Annotated in this window: 17 protein-coding genes, 1 pseudogene and 1 other annotated feature; of the genes and pseudogenes, 1 reads left to right on the forward strand and 17 read right to left on the reverse strand. The window is 35.8% G+C overall.

All coding sequences use genetic code 11. From position 1 onward, the window contains the following. Window positions 1–131: 131 nt before the first annotated feature. The 11 genes from MKY94_RS10595 to MKY94_RS10645 form a co-directional block, all read right to left on the reverse strand. Window positions 132–1,004, reverse strand: coding sequence for an N-acetyltransferase (locus MKY94_RS10595; protein WP_342577056.1), 873 nt, complete (start codon window positions 1,002–1,004; stop codon window positions 132–134). Window positions 1,005–1,354: 350 nt separating this feature from the next. Continuing rightward, entirely contained in the window at window positions 1,355–2,143 is a 789-nt protein-coding gene (gene trpA, locus MKY94_RS10600; protein ID WP_342577057.1) for a tryptophan synthase subunit alpha, read from the reverse strand. After that, a complete protein-coding gene (gene trpB / locus MKY94_RS10605; RefSeq protein ID WP_151109782.1) occupies window positions 2,136–3,329 on the reverse strand; it encodes a tryptophan synthase subunit beta in 1,194 nt (397 codons plus the stop codon). The genes trpA and trpB overlap by 8 nt, the downstream gene beginning before the upstream one ends. A gap of 2 nt (window positions 3,330–3,331) precedes the next feature. Then, complete coding sequence (locus MKY94_RS10610; protein ID WP_340863180.1) at window positions 3,332–3,946, reverse strand: phosphoribosylanthranilate isomerase; 615 nt, start codon at window positions 3,944–3,946, stop codon at window positions 3,332–3,334. Next, window positions 3,943–4,734 carry an indole-3-glycerol phosphate synthase TrpC gene (gene trpC, locus MKY94_RS10615; RefSeq protein ID WP_340863181.1) on the reverse strand — a complete coding sequence of 264 codons (792 nt, stop codon included), beginning with the start codon at window positions 4,732–4,734 and terminating at the stop codon, window positions 3,943–3,945. Before trpC ends, MKY94_RS10610 begins: the two co-directional genes overlap by 4 nt. After that, complete coding sequence (gene trpD / locus MKY94_RS10620; protein WP_340863182.1) at window positions 4,731–5,762, reverse strand: anthranilate phosphoribosyltransferase; 1,032 nt, start codon at window positions 5,760–5,762, stop codon at window positions 4,731–4,733. Before trpD ends, trpC begins: the two co-directional genes overlap by 4 nt. A 75-nt stretch (window positions 5,763–5,837) precedes the next feature. Continuing rightward, window positions 5,838–6,056, reverse strand: a binding site (T-box leader). A gap of 139 nt (window positions 6,057–6,195) precedes the next feature. Continuing rightward, window positions 6,196–8,217 carry a right-handed parallel beta-helix repeat-containing protein gene (locus MKY94_RS10625; protein WP_342577059.1) on the reverse strand — a complete coding sequence of 674 codons (2,022 nt, stop codon included), beginning with the start codon at window positions 8,215–8,217 and terminating at the stop codon, window positions 6,196–6,198. A 380-nt stretch (window positions 8,218–8,597) separates the two neighbouring features. Continuing rightward, window positions 8,598–9,353 (reverse strand): class I SAM-dependent methyltransferase, encoded by a 756-nt coding sequence (locus MKY94_RS10630; RefSeq protein ID WP_342577060.1) that lies wholly within the window; start codon window positions 9,351–9,353, stop codon window positions 8,598–8,600. Between the two features lie 247 nt (window positions 9,354–9,600). Next, window positions 9,601–9,951: a hypothetical protein gene (locus MKY94_RS10635; protein ID WP_186318063.1), complete on the reverse strand. Its 351-nt coding sequence runs from the start codon at window positions 9,949–9,951 to the stop codon at window positions 9,601–9,603. 51 nt (window positions 9,952–10,002) lie between these two features. Continuing rightward, window positions 10,003–11,223 (reverse strand): MFS transporter, encoded by a 1,221-nt coding sequence (locus MKY94_RS10640; protein WP_342577061.1) that lies wholly within the window; start codon window positions 11,221–11,223, stop codon window positions 10,003–10,005. Continuing rightward, window positions 11,220–12,266 (reverse strand): metalloregulator ArsR/SmtB family transcription factor, encoded by a 1,047-nt coding sequence (locus MKY94_RS10645; protein ID WP_342577062.1) that lies wholly within the window; start codon window positions 12,264–12,266, stop codon window positions 11,220–11,222. Before MKY94_RS10645 ends, MKY94_RS10640 begins: the two co-directional genes overlap by 4 nt. Window positions 12,267–12,532: 266 nt before the next feature. Here MKY94_RS10645 and MKY94_RS10650 point away from each other — a divergent pair, with 266 nt between their 5' ends. Beyond that, entirely contained in the window at window positions 12,533–13,540 is a 1,008-nt protein-coding gene (locus MKY94_RS10650; protein ID WP_342577063.1) for an SMI1/KNR4 family protein, read from the forward strand. 231 nt (window positions 13,541–13,771) lie between these two features. Here MKY94_RS10650 and wecB read toward each other — a convergent pair whose 3' ends face one another. The 6 genes and pseudogenes from wecB to MKY94_RS10680 form a co-directional block, all read right to left on the reverse strand. Continuing rightward, window positions 13,772–14,890, reverse strand: a complete 1,119-nt coding sequence (gene wecB / locus MKY94_RS10655) for a UDP-N-acetylglucosamine 2-epimerase (non-hydrolyzing) (RefSeq protein ID WP_342577064.1) — start codon at window positions 14,888–14,890, stop codon at window positions 13,772–13,774. Beyond that, complete coding sequence (locus MKY94_RS10660) at window positions 14,887–16,512, reverse strand: glycosyltransferase (protein WP_342577065.1); 1,626 nt, start codon at window positions 16,510–16,512, stop codon at window positions 14,887–14,889. The genes wecB and MKY94_RS10660 overlap by 4 nt, the downstream gene beginning before the upstream one ends. A 246-nt stretch (window positions 16,513–16,758) precedes the next feature. After that, a complete protein-coding gene (locus MKY94_RS10665) occupies window positions 16,759–17,391 on the reverse strand; it encodes a type 1 glutamine amidotransferase family protein (protein WP_342577066.1) in 633 nt (210 codons plus the stop codon). 74 nt (window positions 17,392–17,465) lie between these two features. Then, window positions 17,466–18,428, reverse strand: coding sequence for a YafY family protein (locus tag MKY94_RS10670; RefSeq protein ID WP_191697131.1), 963 nt, complete (start codon window positions 18,426–18,428; stop codon window positions 17,466–17,468). 63 nt (window positions 18,429–18,491) lie between these two features. Beyond that, window positions 18,492–18,997: pseudogene (locus MKY94_RS10675) on the reverse strand (recombinase family protein). A 409-nt stretch (window positions 18,998–19,406) separates the two neighbouring features. Then, a complete protein-coding gene (locus MKY94_RS10680; RefSeq protein WP_151109758.1) occupies window positions 19,407–20,609 on the reverse strand; it encodes an MFS transporter in 1,203 nt (400 codons plus the stop codon). Window positions 20,610–20,630: the final 21 nt, after the last annotated feature.

Raw genomic sequence — 20,630 nt, forward strand, 5'->3', positions numbered from 1 at the left:
CATCATAGTTCTTATAATTGGTCATTTGGTAATTCCTTAAAAGTAATTGGGACAAGAGGTCTGATCCTTCCTGTTACATTCTCGCTTTTTCCTGTTTGAATATCGGGGCGATCTGTGAACTAGTGGTACTATTATTTCCTTAGGGCTATTAGCTCGTACTTCAATTCAAAGCCTACCGATTTGTATAAAGCCAATGCTTTTTCATTTTCAGCTCTGACACTCAATGTAATTTCTTTAATAGTGTCATAAGAAAATAAGTAATTGAGAGCGGATTGAATAAGTTGAGTCCCGATTCCTTGCTTCTGATAATCACTGGAAACTGCTATATATTCAATAGAGCCATTGTTTTGACTTGATTCTATCTCTACGTAAACATATCCATTAACTTTTTCTAGACCCTCTGCAAATATAAAAAGCTTATTTTTATTGTCCAAACGTCTCAAAATATCGGAGCTATTATAGTAAGTATTAGAAAATGATGCATTATGGAGAGCTGTAAAGGAATCTTCGAATGATGGGCTGTATTGTAAAATTTTGATGTTTTGCGGAGATGAGTGGTTTTTCTTAATGATAGATAATATCAGATGCTGTCCTATTTCCACTCCCCCTTTTTCCCGAATGTACTCTCTTGTACGAAAATTCTCCTTATGAACAAAGAACTGAAAGGATTTTACGTCAAATGGCATCTGTGAAACTAAATGATTCCACATTCCATCTGCTATCTCCCGATATTCCTCTGAAGCTAAAACAAATGGTCCCCAAACTTCAATAGTTCTTAATTGCTCATCCACATCAAAGCCAAGAGCACCTTTAATAATGGCATGTTCAGTGGCAATGACAAATGAGTGCTCAAAGTCTAAGTCAGAGAAATCATGTAGAATAGTATCTTCAATTTCTTTAGCTATAACTCCACAATAACCGATATGATACTCAGGCTGGAGATTCAATTTCTCGAGAAATTCCGAAAGAAGATGAATATCTTTTGGATTCTTTATCTTTAACATTTAACCGCACCTACTCATCAGTATTTTTTGTGATTGTATTTCAACAGCCATTAGTAGTAATATCATTTATTTCTAATAATCTTGAAATAAATATCCATCTTAATTACTAGTAATCTTTTTCAAGAATAAATCCTTGTTCAAAGCCATTCAACTGGAGATTAATTTCGTTGATTATCCGAGTAAAGCAGCTTTTATAATAAATTCTAGCTTTCCTTTAAAAACCCTTTTTATTCCCTTTTAAAAATAGATGCTTCAATAAAAAAGCAATCCGAGATAGAATTATTTCGGATTGCTTAAGATCATTTTATTAATTGTTAGTCTGTAAGAAAGACGTTTATGTGTCTATGTTTTTAAGATATAATTTTTCGTTTAGAAGCTTTCACCAAGATTTTAATTTTATTCAAATCTTTTTTATGAAATGCCTCTACAATTGCACTTCCGACAATGACTCCATCAGCCATACTAGTCATTTCCTCTACTTGCTTAGGAGATGATATGCCGAATCCTGCCATCACTGGTATATTACTAAGTTCTTTGATAGATTTCAAATGCTCTACTAAGTCTTTATTGAACTTTTCACGAGTACCAGTTATTCCGTTGACCGTGACAGCGTATATAAAACCTTCTCCAGCATTCACGATTTTAACTATACGTTCTTTCGGGCTAGTCAGTGACACAAGAGGCACTAAAGCTACATCTGTTTCTCTTAAGGCGATTCTCAAAATGTCACTCTCCTCATAGGGCACATCCGGTACGATTAACCCGGCAATACCAAGTCGTTCACAATCCTGTGCAAAATTACTCAATCCATAGCTCAACAAAGGATTATAATACGTCATAATAACTAATGGAATATGTATCTCTTGATAGATTCCTTCCAGTTCAGCAATGATATTTTTCAATGTAGCATCCACTTTAAGTGCTCGTTCACCAGCTTGTTGGATAGTTGGTCCATCGGCCACTGGATCAGAAAATGGAATTCCTAATTCAATAGCTGTTGCTCCAGCCTCTTGGAGAAGTAGAACTCTCTCCTTTAACTGATCCAGCCCCCCGTCCCCAGCCATAATATAAGGAATAAATACTTTATCGCCGCTGCTTAAACAATTAACTAATGCATTTGTAAGTTTTCTTTTAGACATGATTTGAGCCTCCTAATGCATCTCTAACTGTGTGTACGTCTTTATCACCACGACCAGAAAGACAAATGACTATTGTATCCTCTGGGCTCATTTTCTTAGCAAGTTTAGCTGCAAAATATATAGCATGGGAACTCTCTAGGGCTGGAATAATTCCTTCCGTTCTAGCTAGTAATTGTAATCCTTCTAATGCTTCAGAATCCTTCACAGAAAGATACTTCACTCTTCCAATGTCATGTAAATAGCTATGCTCCGGACCAACCGCTGGATAATCTAAACCGGCGGAAATTGAATGTGCTTCCTGTATAAATCCGTCTTCATTTTGCAGGACGTACATATAAGCTCCATGCAATACACCTTCCTTCCCCCCGGCGATTGCCGCAGCATGCCTTCCGGTTTCAATACCCTCTCCCGCTGCTTCAACACCGTACAAAGCCACTTCTGAATCGTCTATAAAGGGATGGAACATTCCTATTGCATTGCTTCCTCCGCCTACACAGGCAACGATGGCATTAGGGAGTTTTCCATCCTTTTCTAGTACTTGCTTCTTAGTCTCTACACCGATAACACGTTGAAAATCCCGAACAATTCTCGGAAAAGGATGGGGACCAAGAGCTGAGCCTAAAATATAATGGGTGTCCTCGACATTTGCAACCCAATATCTAAGTGCTTCGTTGACTGCGTCCTTTAAAGTTCCAGAGCCTTGGTCTACCGATACAACCTTTGCACCGAGTAGCTCCATCCGGAAAACGTTCAGTTCCTGTCTGCGAACATCTTCTTTTCCCATAAAAACAATGCACTCGAGATTAAACAGTGCACAAACAGTAGCAGTAGCAACTCCATGCTGGCCTGCACCTGTTTCTGCTACAATTTTCTTCTTACCCATTCTGACTGCCAGTAGCGCTTGGCCGATTGTATTGTTTATTTTATGAGCGCCTGTATGATTTAAATCTTCCCTCTTCAATAAAATTTTTGCTCCACCGATTTCCTTTGTAAGACGTTCAGCAAAATAGAGAGGAGTTTCTCTTCCCACGTAGTCCTTTAAGTAATATTCTACCTCTTCTAAAAAGGAAGCATCTTCGATTGCTGTTTTATAGGCATTCTCTAATTCTACTAAAGCAGTCATAAGTGTCTCAGGAACAAATTGACCTCCGAAACGTCCATATCGCCCAGCTTTTGTTTGTACCATGCTTATCTCTCCTCATCTTTGACCGTTTGAATGAATTCGCGTATCAATTGCTCATCTTTTCTACCATTTACCTCTACTCCACTAGATACATCCACCATAAAGGGCTTCACTCTTCTAATCGCTTCTTTTATATTTGATGCATTTAAACCACCAGCTAGAATTATCTGATTAGGGGAAATGCTGAGATCATTTAACAGTTGCCAATCAAACGTTACTCCACTTCCTCCTTTAAAATCTTTTCCTGGAGCATCGAACAGCATATAATCGGTATTAAACACTTTCGCTTTTTCCACATCACGACTTTCTCTGATAGATAGGGCCTTAATGGTTGGAAACTTAATATTTTCTATAAAATCTGGTTCCTCATTACCATGTAATTGAATTAAATCCAACGGAACCTCTCGAATTGCCTGTTCTAGTTCATCGCTATTTGGATTGACAAAAACGCCAATTTTTAACACTTCTTTAGGGATGCATTTTGCTAAGTCATGAGCCTGTGATAATGTGACTCTCCTTTTACTTGGTGCAAAAACAAATCCAACAGCATCCGCGCCAGCTTCTATTGCTGCTACCACATGTTCTTTCTCCATCAATCCACATATCTTCACCTTAGTCATTGGACCATCACTTCACGTTCCACCTGCAATGTACGAAGTGTCTTATACGGATCATCACTTCGCATTAAAGCTTCACCTACTAATACAGCACTTGCACCGTATTTTGCAACCTGTATTGCATCCACATTATTGCAAATACCACTTTCACTAATTAATACCCGTCCCTCGTTAAAAGGGAAATTACTTGCCAATTCACCGGTGTGAGATAAATCTACTTGGAAAGTGCGTAAATCTCTGTTATTTACACCTATAAGCTTAGTGTCTAATTGAAGTGCTACCTCTAGCTCTTGGATATTGTGAACCTCTACTAGCACCTCGAGACCTTTCGCTATTGCATATGTGTATAATTCTTTTATTTTTTCCTTTGATAATGCTGCGACAATGAGAAGAACAACAGAGGCACCAGCACTTTTAGCAAAATCAATCTGTACTTTATGAATGATAAAGTCCTTACACAAGATCGGTAAATCTACGGTTTCTGCTACTGCTTGTAAATCCTTAAAAGAACCTTGAAAAAAGGGGGAATCTGTCAAAACAGATATTGCAGCAGCCCCAGCTTCTTGGTAAACTAATGCTTGTTTTGCTGGATCTACTATTCCTTGAATTAACCCTTTTGAAGGAGAGGCTCGTTTAATTTCGGCAATTACTTGGAGCTTATTGTTCTGAACCAACCTATCAAATAGCGAAGGTCTTTTCAGTCTCTTTTTACATACAGGAATTGTTTCATGAATCATTTGATTGATGAGCGTCTCTTTTTCTTTAAGAATTTTATCTAGAATAGTTGTCATGATAGTACCTCCTGAGCAAAATTAGGATTGCTATAAGCAACAACTGCTTTCAATTTATCAAGTGCTTTGCCAGAGAGAATACTGTCTTTTGCTAGTTTTACACCTTCAGGTATATTATTCACTGCTCCATTTGCGTAGAGTCCTATTCCTGCGTTAAAAATTACGCTATCAAAATAAGCATCCTGTTTACCGTTAAGCAAATTCAACATAATTTGAGCGTTTTCCTCTGCTGTACCCCCTCTTACAGCAGCAGGAGAATAAAAGGAAAGTCCCACATCCTCCGGACTAAGGGTGAAGGGTATCAGGTCACCTTTTTCGACTAATACTAAAGAGTTTTTTCCTACAAGCGATGCTTCATCCATCCCACCCGTCCCACAAACTACAATTGCTCTCTCTCTTCCAAGCATATGAAGTACTTTTGCGTATTCTATTGTAAAATCAGGACGGTTTATGCCAGTGTACTGGCTGAGAAGTGGAACCGGATTGGTAAGAGGCCCTACAAGATTAAAGATAGTCGGTTTTCCAATTTGTTGTCTCACCAGTCCAATTCTTTTTAGTTTTGGATGTACAATCGGTGCATATAAAAAAGTAATACCTTCTTTGTTTAATATATTCAAGGAAGCCTGGATATCTAAGTTCGTTTGAATACCTAATGCCTCTAATACATCTGTACTTCCAGATGAACTAGAGATTTTTCTATTTCCATGCTTTGCTATACTCACGCCAGCTCCAGCTATTACAATGGCAGATGCTGTACTAATGTTAAAGCTATTTGATCCGTCACCTCCTGTTCCACAGTTATCCATATAATTTCCTTCTGGAACATTTAAAGTGATTGCAAATGATTTAATTACTGTCGCAAGAGCAGCTACCTCATTTGCTGTTTCTCCTTTTATAGCTAAAGCAATTAAAAATTGTTTTATCAATTGCATATCCGTACTCTCATCCAAAATAATTCTAGATGCTTCCTGCATTTCTTCGAATGATAAATCTTCTTTTCTAAGGACCTGTTCAATATACTCTCTCATCTAATCTCTCCTCTGCTCTCTTCTCGTCTAAGCTAAATAAAAAAAGTCCCCTTCATAGGAATATAAAATTCCCATGAAGAGGACGATGTTAACCGCGTTGCCACCTCTAGTTGGAGTATATATACTCCCCCTTTTTTCCTTGTAACGTAGGAAATACGTCCACCTCTAAAACAAAAAGACATTCTCAAGGAGGCTCTCATAAGTCCATTCACATCAGTTGCAAATCAGTTCTCACCAACCACTGACTCTCTAAATTGCAGAACTAATGCTACTTCTCTTATTTAAACAATTTCTCAGCTATCTCATCTCGGCTCGTCTGTTCTCAAGGCGACATTGCTCTCAATGTCTTCAACCTATACCCGAACATAAAAGTTAATGTCTATGATAATAGGAATACTTTAAATTGTCAAATTATTTTTAAGCATTTTAATCACTAAATCATGATTTCAATTTCAAGACCACCATTAGTCATACTTGAAAAAGGCATGTGACTTAATTCTTTTGAAGGCTTTAGAACAATAAAGACATTTTTATGAGATTCTTGACAACTGTAAATATAGTCGATTGAATGCTCAGCTCCTAGAAGTCCTTTTTCTCCTGTTTGAGATACTTTCACCGTAGGTATAATGCCTGACGAAATATTATGAAGTTTGACCTCCAGTCCCATTTCATGGCTCTCGATTATCGACACATATGATTGGCCATTTTTAAAACGAACATTTCCATTTCCTTTATTTGCTTCTATAGTAAATATAATGGATTGACCCTGTAGAGGCTGAAATGCAGCATTTCCACCAACCAAGGTGTTGTGTGCAACTACTCCAGTTGTTTCTGCATCTAAAGGCAAACCTTCTGTGCCCATTTTTATTGTGTTGCCGACTGCTCCAACCTCTTTACAGTTCCATAATCTCAAGCCATATAAAGTCAGAGTGTTAACGGTTTTAATTGTGTTGCCCTGAACAGTACCGTCCTGTAAATTTCTAACTAATATTCCACCTGCAATTCTTGGGTGATTAACATCTATTACATTATTAGAAATATTGCCGGCAAAGTTCGGCTGAGAAGCTATGGAATATCCTGCATATATGACATATGGCTCAAAAATAGTGTTAGTGGTATCTAACTCCACTGGTATTCCATGAACGATATTTCCCTCAATTATGAGACGATCGAATGCTCCTGCAAAGATCACACCCTCTGTGCCAAAGCAATTTTTTATATGATTGTTAGATATGATAGTGTTCATTTCTTGATTTTCTTTTGACTCCCGCTGAACACCGCCAATATAAATGGCTCCTAGAGGGTTTTTGGCATAGCCACAATCCTCGATTTTATTGTTTACTATGATGCAGTCTTTTGTAAACTGGTCTACATTTGTCCATTTATAGAAAACACCACCGACCATCGAGTCTGATATTAAATTGTCTGTTGCTATTAAACCGCCTGCAGCATGACCATCAATAGCTTTCCGCTTGTTTCCTCTTAAAGTACATCCAGAAACTAAAAGATCATTTGCTTTAGGAAACATTGTTCCAAGTGCATTTATACCGTAGCCTGGATCAACGTAAGTATGGAGCTTCGAGGCATTCGGGTGTCCAGCCCGATCGCTTATACAGTTGAGCACTCGAGGTCTTTCAACAGCTGAGAACACAAAATTGCTAGAGTAATTGTCGTGTGCATTACACTCTACGAAGGTAATGTCGGCATTGTTTTCGTATTCTAAGTCTGTTGGCAAATAGTCCCCTAGATGTCCAACCGCAAATCCGGAAAAGTTAAAGCCACTGCTCTCACATGATCTAAAGATAATATTTTTGCAACCTCGATGTACTAAAACACCACTACCTACGTTTCCTATAAATCCACCACCAAATATGCCAAACGGCTTCCCATCATTTCTGGCGCGCTCACTCGTATCAAAGCTATTGTTTTTTCTATAATTCCAAAAGCCTGAAGTTGGATAGCCTCCAGCTTTGGTCCCTTTTTCTCCATATCCAGTCACTGGGTCTATTCCTGGAAACTCCCCATACCCCTCAAACTTAATGCCTTCGATTATACAATTTTCACATTGTTGTAGCTCTAAGATCCCTTGGGCATGTGTTCTAGTAAATAACACAGCACCGTAACCAACCAAATGAATTCTTTTTTTCCCCCTAAGTAGCAAGCATGGTTGGTCATTGTTTGGAAAATCATCCAGTTTGGTGTTTTTCTCAAGCCAATAACGGCCCGGTGGAAGGATCAAGGTATCCCCATCCCTTGCATGATCAAAAGCAATTTGAATTAATTCTTGAATCCGTGTACGTCCAGTTGTATCGGCCTTAATCGTCTTAGCTGTTCCACCTTCCATCTCATCTAACATTTCAAAATTACGCGTGATTCCCTGAACGAAGTCCTTTGAAAGTTTGTCCTCAATGTTAGTTGGAATATAATATTTTTTCTTGGGTGTATAATTGGTCATTTTTATATCTCCCCTTTAAATTATTGTTCTAAGATCAACCGGCTGTTTATATATACATCTTTACTTTCGTATCTCCCCCCTTTTTGTGTGCTAAATAACGAATAACCCCCTACTATCAGGATTAGTAATTACTAATTCGATAAGTAGAGGGTATTTTCCTTTACAATTGTTAGTAGAATCTGTATTTCAGTTAAAAAGACCAGTCCATACTATGCTTAATTTCCTATTTGTCAAAGAAGATTTGGTCGTTATGACCGGATAATTTTTTTTATGACCGTTCAATCGAGTTTTATGACCGGATAGGAATTTTTATGACCGTTCAAGTAGGATTTATTACCGGATAAAAAAATTTATGACCGTTCAGTATAATAAGTTACCATTCAGCTTTTACGAGCAACTAATATAAATCGATGTTCATAGCTTTCTACATATCCTTGAAGCTCCATCACTTTTTCAAGTTCTATTAGACGTTCAAGGCATGAATCGACCGTAAACCCAGGAAATTCCCATTCTATAATTTTAGCGTAGTAAACAATTGCACCTACATCCAAAAACTTTAAAGATGGAAAATACTCATCCTCATATAAAATAGCAAAGCCTTCAGAAGTAAATCTTTTAGTTTCATTCTCTAGATTTAAGCTAGGATATAGGGGCTGAAAGTTATTTATTAATGCATTGGACAGCCACTCGTTGTTCTTACCTCCAACCTGTTGGGTTATAAAGATGCCTCCCTTTTTCAGGATTCTCCGTATTTCATTTACGTCATAGGATTCATGTCGATTAATAATAATATCAAAAACATTATCCTCAAAGGGAAGTTCAGAGTCATTGAATACCTGCTTAACGCAAATTCCGAGAGGTTCCAATTTTTCTTTACACAAATTCACATTTGGTTCCCATCCCTCTGTATCAGAAGTCCGTTCGAAGGGATGGCCTAATGTTATCAGAAATTCACCGCCACCTGTTCCCATATCCAGAAGTACGTTCTCTGGAGAAAGATATTTATCGATGATTTTCCGATAATCCCACGGTGTAGCTTGTTCCTTCCACCGACCTTCCAAATGAGAAAAATCCCACCCTTTAAAGCTTTCAATTTCTTCCATCTTCCAATCTTTTTTCAGAGTTTCTATATTCATCTATGCTACGCTCCTATTCTTAGTTAGTACAAATAAGATAGTGCAGCCTAGGTGATAGCATTAGTACTCGGTTGCATGCTGCTATCCATCAAAACTGCACCGAGTATTTATCTCGTTTGCTTCTAATCACTTAGTTCACATCCTTTAAAGTATTTGTTTACCTAATAAATTTATTTGAAAAATTAACCGTTTTTTTTTAAATGAATCAATTGAATTTTATTTGAAACTGACAGTAAATTAACATTTCTCACCCTTCAAGTAAAGCAATATAAGGCACCTCTTTTTCCCCTACAATTGCAATAACAAATCCCTGACCTGTCTCGTATATTTTGGTGCCGACCGGTAGTATATTGGCTGTTCCATTGTTGAATCCTATTGCACGGTTCTGTTGCTTACTAATTTCAGCAACTTCCTCTCCAATTGTATATTCAGACTCAGTGACCCAATCAATATCACTAGCTTTCGCATAAACGACTTCGTTCATTAGGAAAATATCAACATCCTCTTCGCCCAGCAACTCTCTAGGGGTAGGATTTCCATTTTCGGAGCAGCCCATTAAAAGAAATATTAAAAAGAGTACCAGGTAAAATTTGTTCAAATTAGATACCTCCTATATATGCTCTTATATAAAGTATTCAATCAATAGAAGCTAATTCCCTTCAATTCCCGAAGAATTGTTTAAGAATTTAAAATAAGGAAAAGTCAGGCCTATTATGGATACCGTACAAATAATTGAACCGATGAAGAAATATAAGGGCCGTATCCCCCATGTCTCACTTAAAAGTCCTCCCACTAATACACCTACTGGCATTGCGCCTCTAATAATAAGCAATCGGACGGAAGCAACTTTACCCATCAATTCATTTGGAACTGATTTTTGAAAAATGGTGATATTATGTACTCCAAAGAAGGCCAACGCAATTCCTGCTATCCCTTCCGTTAAGAGAGCAAGGACAATACTTGTATTGAAGCAAAGAAAGATAAATGTTAGCCCGCCTACAGCTAAGGAGCCTAGCATTAACATTCTACGGCTTTTAGCCTTTACTTTTCCAACCAACATAGTGCCAATCACATAACCTAGTGGGAAGCTAGCCATAAAATATCCGACTTGAGTGTAGGAGCCAGAAAGCTCATCTGTAATATAAGGCAAAGTAATAACCATTGTTACTCCTACACCAAATTGCACAAATGCTAAAAAAGTCCCTAGCCAAACTATTATACGCTGCTTAAAAAAATATAAAATCCCTTCTGTAAATTGCTCTAGCCACGTTTTCCTCACAGTAAATGCATTCCTTTTTTCCTGTAAAGACAATAAGAGAATACCACTAGTAAGTAGCGTTAAGCATACTACTAATAACGAGGGGATTAACCCTAGAAACTCAATGATCATACCTCCAACGAAAGGAACTATAAATGTCATTAATCTTATAGCACCGTCATTGTATGCATTCGCTGAAGTCAAAAGCTCTTCAGGAACAATCGTAGGTGTAATAGCTTGATTGGCTGGTGTATAGATCGGTGTGATTAATCCGACAACTATTTGTACTAAATAAATATGCCATACTTCTAATTGATTTGAAGCAAGAGCTATTAATGGAAGAATAAAAATTATTCCCCTAGCCCACTGTGATAGAATCATGATCCATTTTCTGCTCCAACGATCAATGCATGGGCCAATAAATAATTGAAGAATCAATGATGGTATAAAATATAGAAGCCACATACTACTAAGCGCTAAAGTAGAATTGGTTAGCTGATAGATTAAAAATGAGTTACATAGTGTACCTAGGACTCCTCCTAGTTCCGAAATGATATTTCCTATCCATAGTACTAAAAAGCTCTTATTATGAAAAACAACACTCTGTTTCATTGATTTAGAAAGGAATTTAGTTCCATATAAATGGAATCTAAAGGCTTTCTTTTTAAAGTGTATTTATTATCTTTTATTGCAACAATTCTCGCTGACCTTAATATTTTTAAATGATGATGAACAGTTGATTTCCCAAGGTTTAAGTGGTCTGTAATTTCCTGTAATGTATGGTCATTTTCGTAAAGCATTTTTACCATTCGTAATCTAACCTCATCACCCAGCGCCTTATATTTAAGAACTAGTGAATGATTGGGTGTATATGGGTCCTCTGGTGTAATACTTTCATTTGCCACAGGATAATAAAATACTTTTGTACCTTCTAAATCCGCTTCTATATTCCATGGTCTATAGATGTACTGAGGAATTAATAATACCTTTGTGACGCTCGGCTCCGGATGGTAAGTAACTCCGCCTGTAGCCCATTCCACTAATTCAAAACTATTTAAAGTTTTTTTCATCTTACTCTTTGATTCATAATCTGCCTGAAGTATTTTAGTAATCTCTTTCTGCTTATCAATTGTTATAACCTCTTCAACCCAAACGCTCATTATTTTAGTCAAATGCTGTTTAAGCTTATCTGCATCTACTTGGCAGACAAAATCAATATAAGCAGGGTAAAATGGATTATCTTTAGCAATTTCCTTCATTTTTTGTAAAGAAGTCAAATCACCCAATGAAGCACTTTGTCTTAGGTATTGATGTTTTATTCCTAAGTATGGCATACAAGTCAACCTTAGTTCCTCTGCAGATAACTCATCTATATAAGAAGTAAATTCCTTAAGACTCTTAAAATCCTTCACATGTAAAAGTAAAAGCAAAGCTTTCCAAGTATTATTTTCTTCAACATAATTTAACTCTTTTAGTATTCCCACTGACAAACTACTTTTAAGGGAATCCCAAAAAGATGCTGGCTTTTCTAGAGTGTCTAATAGACGTGTGTTAGTAATTGCTGCGATACATAAGGCAGATTCCCATAATATTGAAAAGTTAATCTCTACTTCATAAGTTTCTCTTTCTTTACTTGAAAGATTTAAAACATCCATGCATTTCTCTCCTTATAATTCTATTTATTTAGAATATAACATTCTATATTTTTAGAATCAATAGAATATTAATAAAAATGGACAATCTTCTATCTTAGGTGGTTAGAGTTTATAGGTTGGACATAAAGGCTCTGTTAACGACAAAGTTTGTTTTTCATGAGGAGGTATTGTTTGTGTAATGGTACACTTTAACTAACGGCGCAGGTTAGTTTAATAATGAGGAATAAAAATAACTAAATATATCTTTAAAAATAGAGGTGTTTAGAGTGAGATTACTATTCAGTGTATTAACAAAAATACTTGAGAAAGAGTCTTTTTCACACAAAACATACAATATTAATGAATCTGAGTTTCGGGATTTTATGAATATGGCTATAAAGAAGGATTATATCTCTGTCCTAAAGGATCGTATTGAAATTACATATGCTCCTACAGAAAAAGGATTAGAGTTCCTGAAGTCTAATAAAAGATTCAATAGTGAGGTTCCAAATAATCCCAAAGAACTGCCTCAATGGGTCCGGTTCGAAGGGGAAATTTATATATCAAAAAACAAAAAATCAGAGCCGGTACAGAATAGGTACGAACCAGTAACTATCGAATATTTTCATTGGAGTGAATTTCTACATTCAACACTTAATTCCATCAAAAACAAGGGCGGCATAGGGGAACTATTTATTGATCAACCTGCATCAGAAAATGATGTGCTGCAGATTGAAAGCACTATTGGTTTTGAACTTCCAGAATCATTTAAAAAGGTAGTGATAGATTATTCGCGCCGATGTGATTTTTATTGGAATACACAAGAAAATTCAACATGTGTATTGGATGATCCTAATATCTATTCAGCACATGGCGAACCATATATGAACAGGAGTGTATTGAATGGGGGCCTATTTGATTTTGGGCTATGGAATATCGATAAGCTAATCCATTTAAACGCCATAAGGATAGACCATGAGAACCTTGATGAAAGGAATGAAAAATTTCACTTTTGGTCAAATTCATTTGTTTTTTCAGGGGATGGGATGGGGAATTACTTTGGAATAGACCGAAAATACAATATAGGGGAAGTTATCTATTTAACAAATGATAAAGATTTTCATGGTTGGAGGCTGGGAAAATCTTTTGAATCCTTCTTGAACAACTGGATTCAAGTAGGTTGTGCTGGTGGTTTTATCAATGATTATAATGCCCTATCATCACCACACATCCCTTATATTAACAATAAGACAATTAATTCTCTTAAAATAAAGAAATGGCTAGAAATTGTTTAGAATGAGATATCAATGGCTATAGGGTTTTGTATGAAATAGGATATGAAATTTTAAAAGATGGAGACAAGTGGAAATTTAGGTTCTCGAATCTTAAACTAACAAGTGCTTTAATAAAAAAGCAAATCAAAACAATAATGAGCTGGAAAATGTATCTCCAACTCATTTTTTAAAATTATCAATTAACCTGTCACTTTAATATAGCCGATTTAAAAAAGATATGAGTTCAGATGCTCATATCTTTTTTGCAATTTTATCAAGATAGGATGAGATTTGTTCGGAAGTGGTACCATCTCCATATGGATTATTAGCTTGAGCCATGTTTTCATATGCTTGTGGATTATTGAGTAACATTCGAGTTGCTTGTAAAATATCGTCTTTCTCAGTTCCAACTAATTTTAAAGTTCCTGCCTTTACTCCTTCCGTACGTTCTGTACTTTCCCTTATAACTAAAACGGGTATATCTAATGCTGGAGCTTCTTCCTGTATACCTCCTGAATCTGTGATTACTAGATAGGATTTCTTCATAACATGTGCAAAACATTCATAGTCTAGCGGCTCGATAATATGAATAGTGAAACTCTTAGTACTTGCTAGAAAATGATCTTTAACCTCTTTTCTGACATTAGGGTTCGGGTGCACCGGGAAAATAATTTCAATATCCTCAAACTCTTCTACTAGACTGGTAAGAGCTTCGTATATTCCTTTTAGCTTTATAAAATTTTCACGTCGATGAGTAGTAACTAATAGAATTCTCTTTCCTCTATCAAATATTTTTTGCAGATGATCAGGAAAGACATATGGTCTATTTGTAATGTCATAAAGAGCATCTATTACTGAATTCCCTGTTATTATAATTCTTTCTTGTGGAATTCCTTCAGCTAATAAATTCTCTTTGTTTTTTTCAGTTGGTGCAAAGTGATAATCACTTAACTTAGTTACGATTCGTCGGTACATTTCTTCGGGAAAAGGAGAAGAAATATTGTGTGTGCGTAGACCTGCTTCCACATGTGCTACCGAGATACGTTTTAAAAACGATGTATATGCTCCTGCAAATGTAGTCGCAGTGTCTCCTAGAACAAAAACAAGATCAGGTTTTTCTTTATCCAAAACCTCACCTAGTTTTTGTATTAGTTCTGCGGATAATTCCTCTAGCTTTTGATTTGTTTTCATAAGCTTTAGTTCGTATTCGGGTTTTATGGAGAATAAGGATAAAACTTGGTCGAGCATTTCTATATGTTGCCCGGTGTTAACCAAAACAGTTTCAAATTTTTTATTCGTTTGAAGCTCTTTAATAATAGGCGCGAATTTGATTCCTTCAGGTCTTGTACCGAATATAATCATCACTTTCATTGTCTGTCACCTTTTCTCCGTTTTTCAAGCTTTATTTTAGTAATATAGCCATCACTTTCTTCAAAATTTGCTTTATAGGAATCTCCCCAACGGATAAGCATTTCATCAACTACCATACGAAACTGTTTATTTAAATTTTCCTTCTGAATAATTGTTATATTTTTATTATGTCTGCGCTGATTATATAAGGTTTGATCAATCCAGTGAACTTTGAAGCGTTCTGCGACTCGTAAAAACATCATGAAGTCTTCAGCAATTAGTGGTTCTCCTCGTAAAGTAGTCATCCATCCGCTTAGCTCTTTTAGTGCAGAATACCGATACATTCTAGGGCAGTGAGTCTGAAAACTCTCTAGAATTTTATATTTATCTTTTAATGGTGAGCCTTTATAAATGTCCCCCTCGACTAAAACGCCGTTTTCCTCATACCAGAGCCTTCTATTTGCAAAAACCATCCCTACTTTAGAGGATAAATTATCCATTTCACTAATCATGACCTCCAAAGTAATGGGTTCTATCCAGTCATCACCATCAAGTTCAAGGACATATTCACCCAACACATAGTCTAAAGCAATATTTAATGCTTCTGCTTTAGTCCGTTGCTTAATATGAATAGGGATAGTACGGGTATCATGTAAACTATATATCTCTTCTAAGGTATTATCAGTAGAGCCAACGTCTACAACTATTACATGAAAGTTTTTAAAAGTTTGATCAAAAACACTTTGTAAGCATTTTTTTATAAAGTTCCCATGATTGTGAGCAGTAATTATTACTGAAACCTTAGGTATGTCTCCATTTTTCGTTCGGTGTTCTAAGCTAGCAGACATGCTGTTAAGATATAGTTCCTCAGGAGGAGTAAGAGTTGTTAATGAGTGTTTGCCGTTTAAGCGATATTCCATTAAGGGTTCAGGTATAAAAACAAATTCTCCTTGTTTCATTAATCTAATCCAAAATTCATAATCAGATACTAAGTCGTATTTAGAATCATAGCCACCAGTCTTTTCAAAAGCCTCTCTTGTATAAAGAAAAGATGCACCGATGAAACTGACCATCATGATCTCTTCTTTTGAACGATTCATCATCTTGTATAGAGCTGGGTAAAAATATGGAGTGGAAGGATGCGGCATTCCATTTTCATCAATTGGACTATACATGGAGTAAACGAGAGCAGTATTTGATGGTGAAGTGTTCATAGTTTCAACTAACTTTTCTAGGAAATTGGGAGCTTGTCTATTGTCACTGGAGATCCAAGTTAAATAGGAACAATCTTTGAGTTTGTCAAATCCTTCATTTAATGAGTAGGCAATTCCTTTGTTTATCTTCCTATCGATTATGATGAAGTCGCAAGTTAAGTAACTGGATAATTCATAAACGGTTTTAACGGTTTCCACATTTGCACCATCAATTACAATCACAAGTGAAAAATTTTTATAGGTTTGTTGTTCAATAGCATGTACACATTCAATCAAATATTGTTTTTCTTGATTGTAAACAGGCATTACAATACCTACCTTATTTGGTATACGTTCGATATTATTTTGCTTTGTACTTGTTTTTAAATGACTTTGCTTATCTTTAGGCTTACTTGGTAACCAAAAGTGCTTTTTATTTTTAAAGAACATATATTCACTACTTCCTATTATTTATACCGAATTTCACATCGGTTAAGTAGTATATGAAACCCTTTCTAAGAGAACACGGCTTTTATCTAGTGAATAATTAATGGGAATACTTCGCTAGGGGTACCATCAGGAAAATGCGGATTTACAACGTTAAGGAATTTTCAATACTAAAAACCATGCTTTGACATTGTCTAAAGCATGGTTTTTATTTAACTTATATAAATCTGCTAAGTTGATTTTTTTAGCTCATCTATTTATTGAATTCATTAACTGGAAGAAGTATTCAGGTTTATGAGTCTTATTTAGGTTATACCAGGAATGTAATGTATCTGGTGCAAATACATCTAATTTTTTTAATACTTCCATCGTAAATTCCAGAGGTGCAACCCCTGATGCAGTAACCAAATTCTCACCAGATACCACAGGTCTCATCTCATAATATTTTTCTCCTTTATAATTAGGGCAGACCATTTTAATATACTGTAAGTCATTGCTTGTGTGTTTTCTAGAATCTAAGTATCCCATATTCGCAAGAGCCTCAGTTGCACCACAAATTGCAGCGACAATAGTGCCGAGCTTTAAGGCTTCGCCAATTTTTTTCATGATTGGTTGATGAATAACTTCTCCCCAAGTAGTCCCTCCAGGCAAAACTAAAAGATCTTTACTCTCAAGAGTACACTCATCAAGGGAAATATCTGGTTTTATACTAAGTCCCCCCATCGTGGTAATCATTTCGTTATTAGCTCCTACTGTAACTACTTTTAAAGGTACTATATCTTTTTTGAAATATCTTCCTGTGTTTAGTTCGGCAATTAAATACCCATATTCCCAGTCTGACATTGTGTTAAATACATATAGATAAACTTTTTTTGTTTGCATCCAATAACACTCCCAATCACATTTATATACTAATTATAATATAACTTCCCTGACAGCTAGCGTCAGGGAAGTTATCATACTTGATGAAATTTTATTAATTCCGACAGAACTTCAATAAGTCTTTTTTTTAGACTTATTGGCTCTATAATTTGAATAGATTTACCGTACGGTAAAAGTAAATGAGGAATATATGTATGTACTATATCTCTTTCAAGAAGGAAAACTGCTTGATTTGAATTTCGTTCATGTAAATAATGTCCTAAAAACCAATGTTGGCAAACATCATTCAGCGTACTTTCATTTCCATTAATAACTAAAGAAGTAATCCCTTCCTTATCTTCTATAGTAGGAAGGAGATTTTTCATAAAAAAGTCACGTGCTGAAAAATTTTCTGGTCGGTTAAACTTTTTTGCGGTTAGCATTAGACTTTCAATTCGATTTACTCTAAAACTACGGATATCATTCCTAAGATGACAAAAGCCAATCACATACCACTTATTATTCCAATAGATAATTCTGTACGGATCGACCAATCTATAATTTAATTGCTTTTCGCCACTTTTATGGTAAAGAATTTTTACTGAGTACCCGTCAGTTACAGCCTGCTCCAACTCCTTCAAAAAAGGTTCCATAGAGAGTGAACTTAATCGACTTATTACTTCAAGACTAGTTAAATGTTGGTTTATCTTTGTTTCCTGCTCTTGATTTGAGTATTTACTTAGTTTTGAAATGGCCCTATTTAGTGCTTCACCTCCATAATATCCGGCTTCTTCTGCAAAAACAGCAGCGTGAAATAGTGAAGTTTGCTCTTCAAAATCAAAAAAAAGAGGTGCCTCAATAAAATTGTTCAATAAAGTGTATCCACCGTTATGTCCTGGTTCTGAAATTATAGGTACGCCACTCGTTGAAATTGTATCAATATAACGATACACAGTCCTTATATTCATCTCTAACTTTTCTGAAATTTGTTTTGCAGTAATTTTTTCACCTGAACGAAGCATCCATAGAATCGCTAACAGATTGTCAATTTTAGGCATATATTCCCACCTCTATATGGAACTTATTTTCTATTCTATATTTCCGCTCTTTGGTATATCTCATCAAAATTTCCTTTCCGATAGCTTTCTATATAATGAGATCCTAGATACATTTGTGATTTCACAAATTTGATTTACAGTCATTTCTCCCTCTTTATAAAGCTTTACTGCATAATTCATTCCTGCATAGTTTTTGTGCTACTTCTTTAACCGACCTTTAAAATTTCCTTCTTTCTTAGCCAGTTCAATCCCTTCACGCTGCCGCATACGGTTAAGATCACGTTCTAATTGGTTTACACCCGCCATAACAGGAATTAAGAATTGGCTGTAGGGATTATCTTCTGATAAATCTAGCCATGTATCTTTTAAGGATTTTAAAATTGCCTTTTTACTTCGTATGTTATCGATTAATTCAAATAAATCTTGTTTAATACGAGTAATCCGAGTTAAATCCGAACATAAATGATGTCACCTTCTTGTATATCCTCTAACATTTTTTGAAGTTGCTGTAATTGACTTGAAGGATTAAGGCTAGTTGAACTGACACGTATATAACCGAGTTTTCGCAAAATATCACCTCGTTTTTGAGACAAGTCTTATGAGACGCTCTTAACTATGATTTTATCTGTCTCCGACACTTGTATCAATAGAGTACACTCTATTGATATTTAATTAAATTAATTGACTGAATAATTACAGAAATGAGATGATACTTTATGAAAACTCCTAGAGGTAGAGAATTTCTTACACCGGAACATTGACGGGCTCTTATGCAAATTCCTGAAGATGAGTGGGTGCTAGGAACCTACTACATTTGGGTTCATTTGGCTCACAATCCCGCCGTTGTCGCCGCCTGCCGCTACAATTATGCTAATTAATGAATTAAAAAGAGCATCTTTTCTTTTGTAATGTAGTGTTCACCTTCATTACAGGAAAAGATGCTAAATTGTTTTTTTCTTATAAGAAATATACTTATCGTTAACTAAGAAAACTATCTTTGAATTGTTGTTCTTTCCACATAAATGTAATCCCTAGGCCGACTGCCATGATTATACCAGCGAAAATGTATGGAAAATTGATGTTAACATCAAACAAGATACCACCTAGTGCAGGTCCAATAATATTTCCTAAACTCGTATATGTTGAGTTCATGCCCGCAACAAATCCTTGTTCTTTTCCGCCTGCTCTGGATAAAAATGTTGTGAGTGCTGGACGGAGTAAATCGAATGCAAGAAATATAAAGCTCGTTACTATAAGGACTATTATAAAGCTAGAAATGACCGTAGAAATGAATGCCAAAATCACTCCTACAATTAGGCAAATTTGAATTAGTTTTTTTTCGCCTAAAAGGTCTACTAACTTTCCAAACATAAATACTTGTACTACTACTCCAAATATGGAACTTATGGTAATAATGACAGCGATGTCCTTTGGTGTAAAACCAAACTTATGATCAGAGAATAGGCTAAAAACCGTTTCGTATGCAGATAGACCAAAGGCTAAAACAAATATAATAATGAAAGCTATAAAGTACATTGGTTTTAGTGATTTTTTTAAATCGCCTACAAAATTGGTTTGTTTACTGTTAGCTGATATTTCAGCTAATTCTTCTTTTGAAAGTGGTTCTTTCAGTATAAACAAAGAGGAAATACAGGCGATAAATGCTATTCCTGCTGCAAAGTAGAATGGCAATCTAACCCCAAATTCTGCTATAAATCCGCCAATCCCTGGCCCTATGATAAAACCTGTGCTAATGGCTGCTGAAATATAGCCCATTGCTTTAGGTCTCTCCTGAATCGTCGTAATATCAGCAATATATGCTGTAACACCCGGCATAATAAATGCAGCACTAACGCCTCCTAATACTCTTGAAAGGTATAGTACCCAGACGTTTGTACCCGCCCCAAAAATAAGCTCGGAAACACTAAATAATAGTAAACCGATGGTAATCATTTTTTTACGACCAAATTGGTCTACCCAGCGGCCAGCAAATGGAGATGTGATCAGTTGAGCGACAGCAAACACTGCTACTAAATAACCCATTGTGCTTCCGGACAAATGCATGATATTCATAAACGATGGCATCACAGGAATAATGAGTCCTATTCCTAAAAACGCGATGAAAATATTACTTAATAAGATAATAATTACTGATTTTTGTTCTTTTATAGATTTATTCATATATACACTTCTTTCTTTACT

Origin of the sequence: Psychrobacillus sp. FSL K6-2843, from assembly GCF_038626375.1 — a bacterium.
Taxonomy (GTDB): domain Bacteria; phylum Bacillota; class Bacilli; order Bacillales_A; family Planococcaceae; genus Psychrobacillus; species Psychrobacillus faecigallinarum.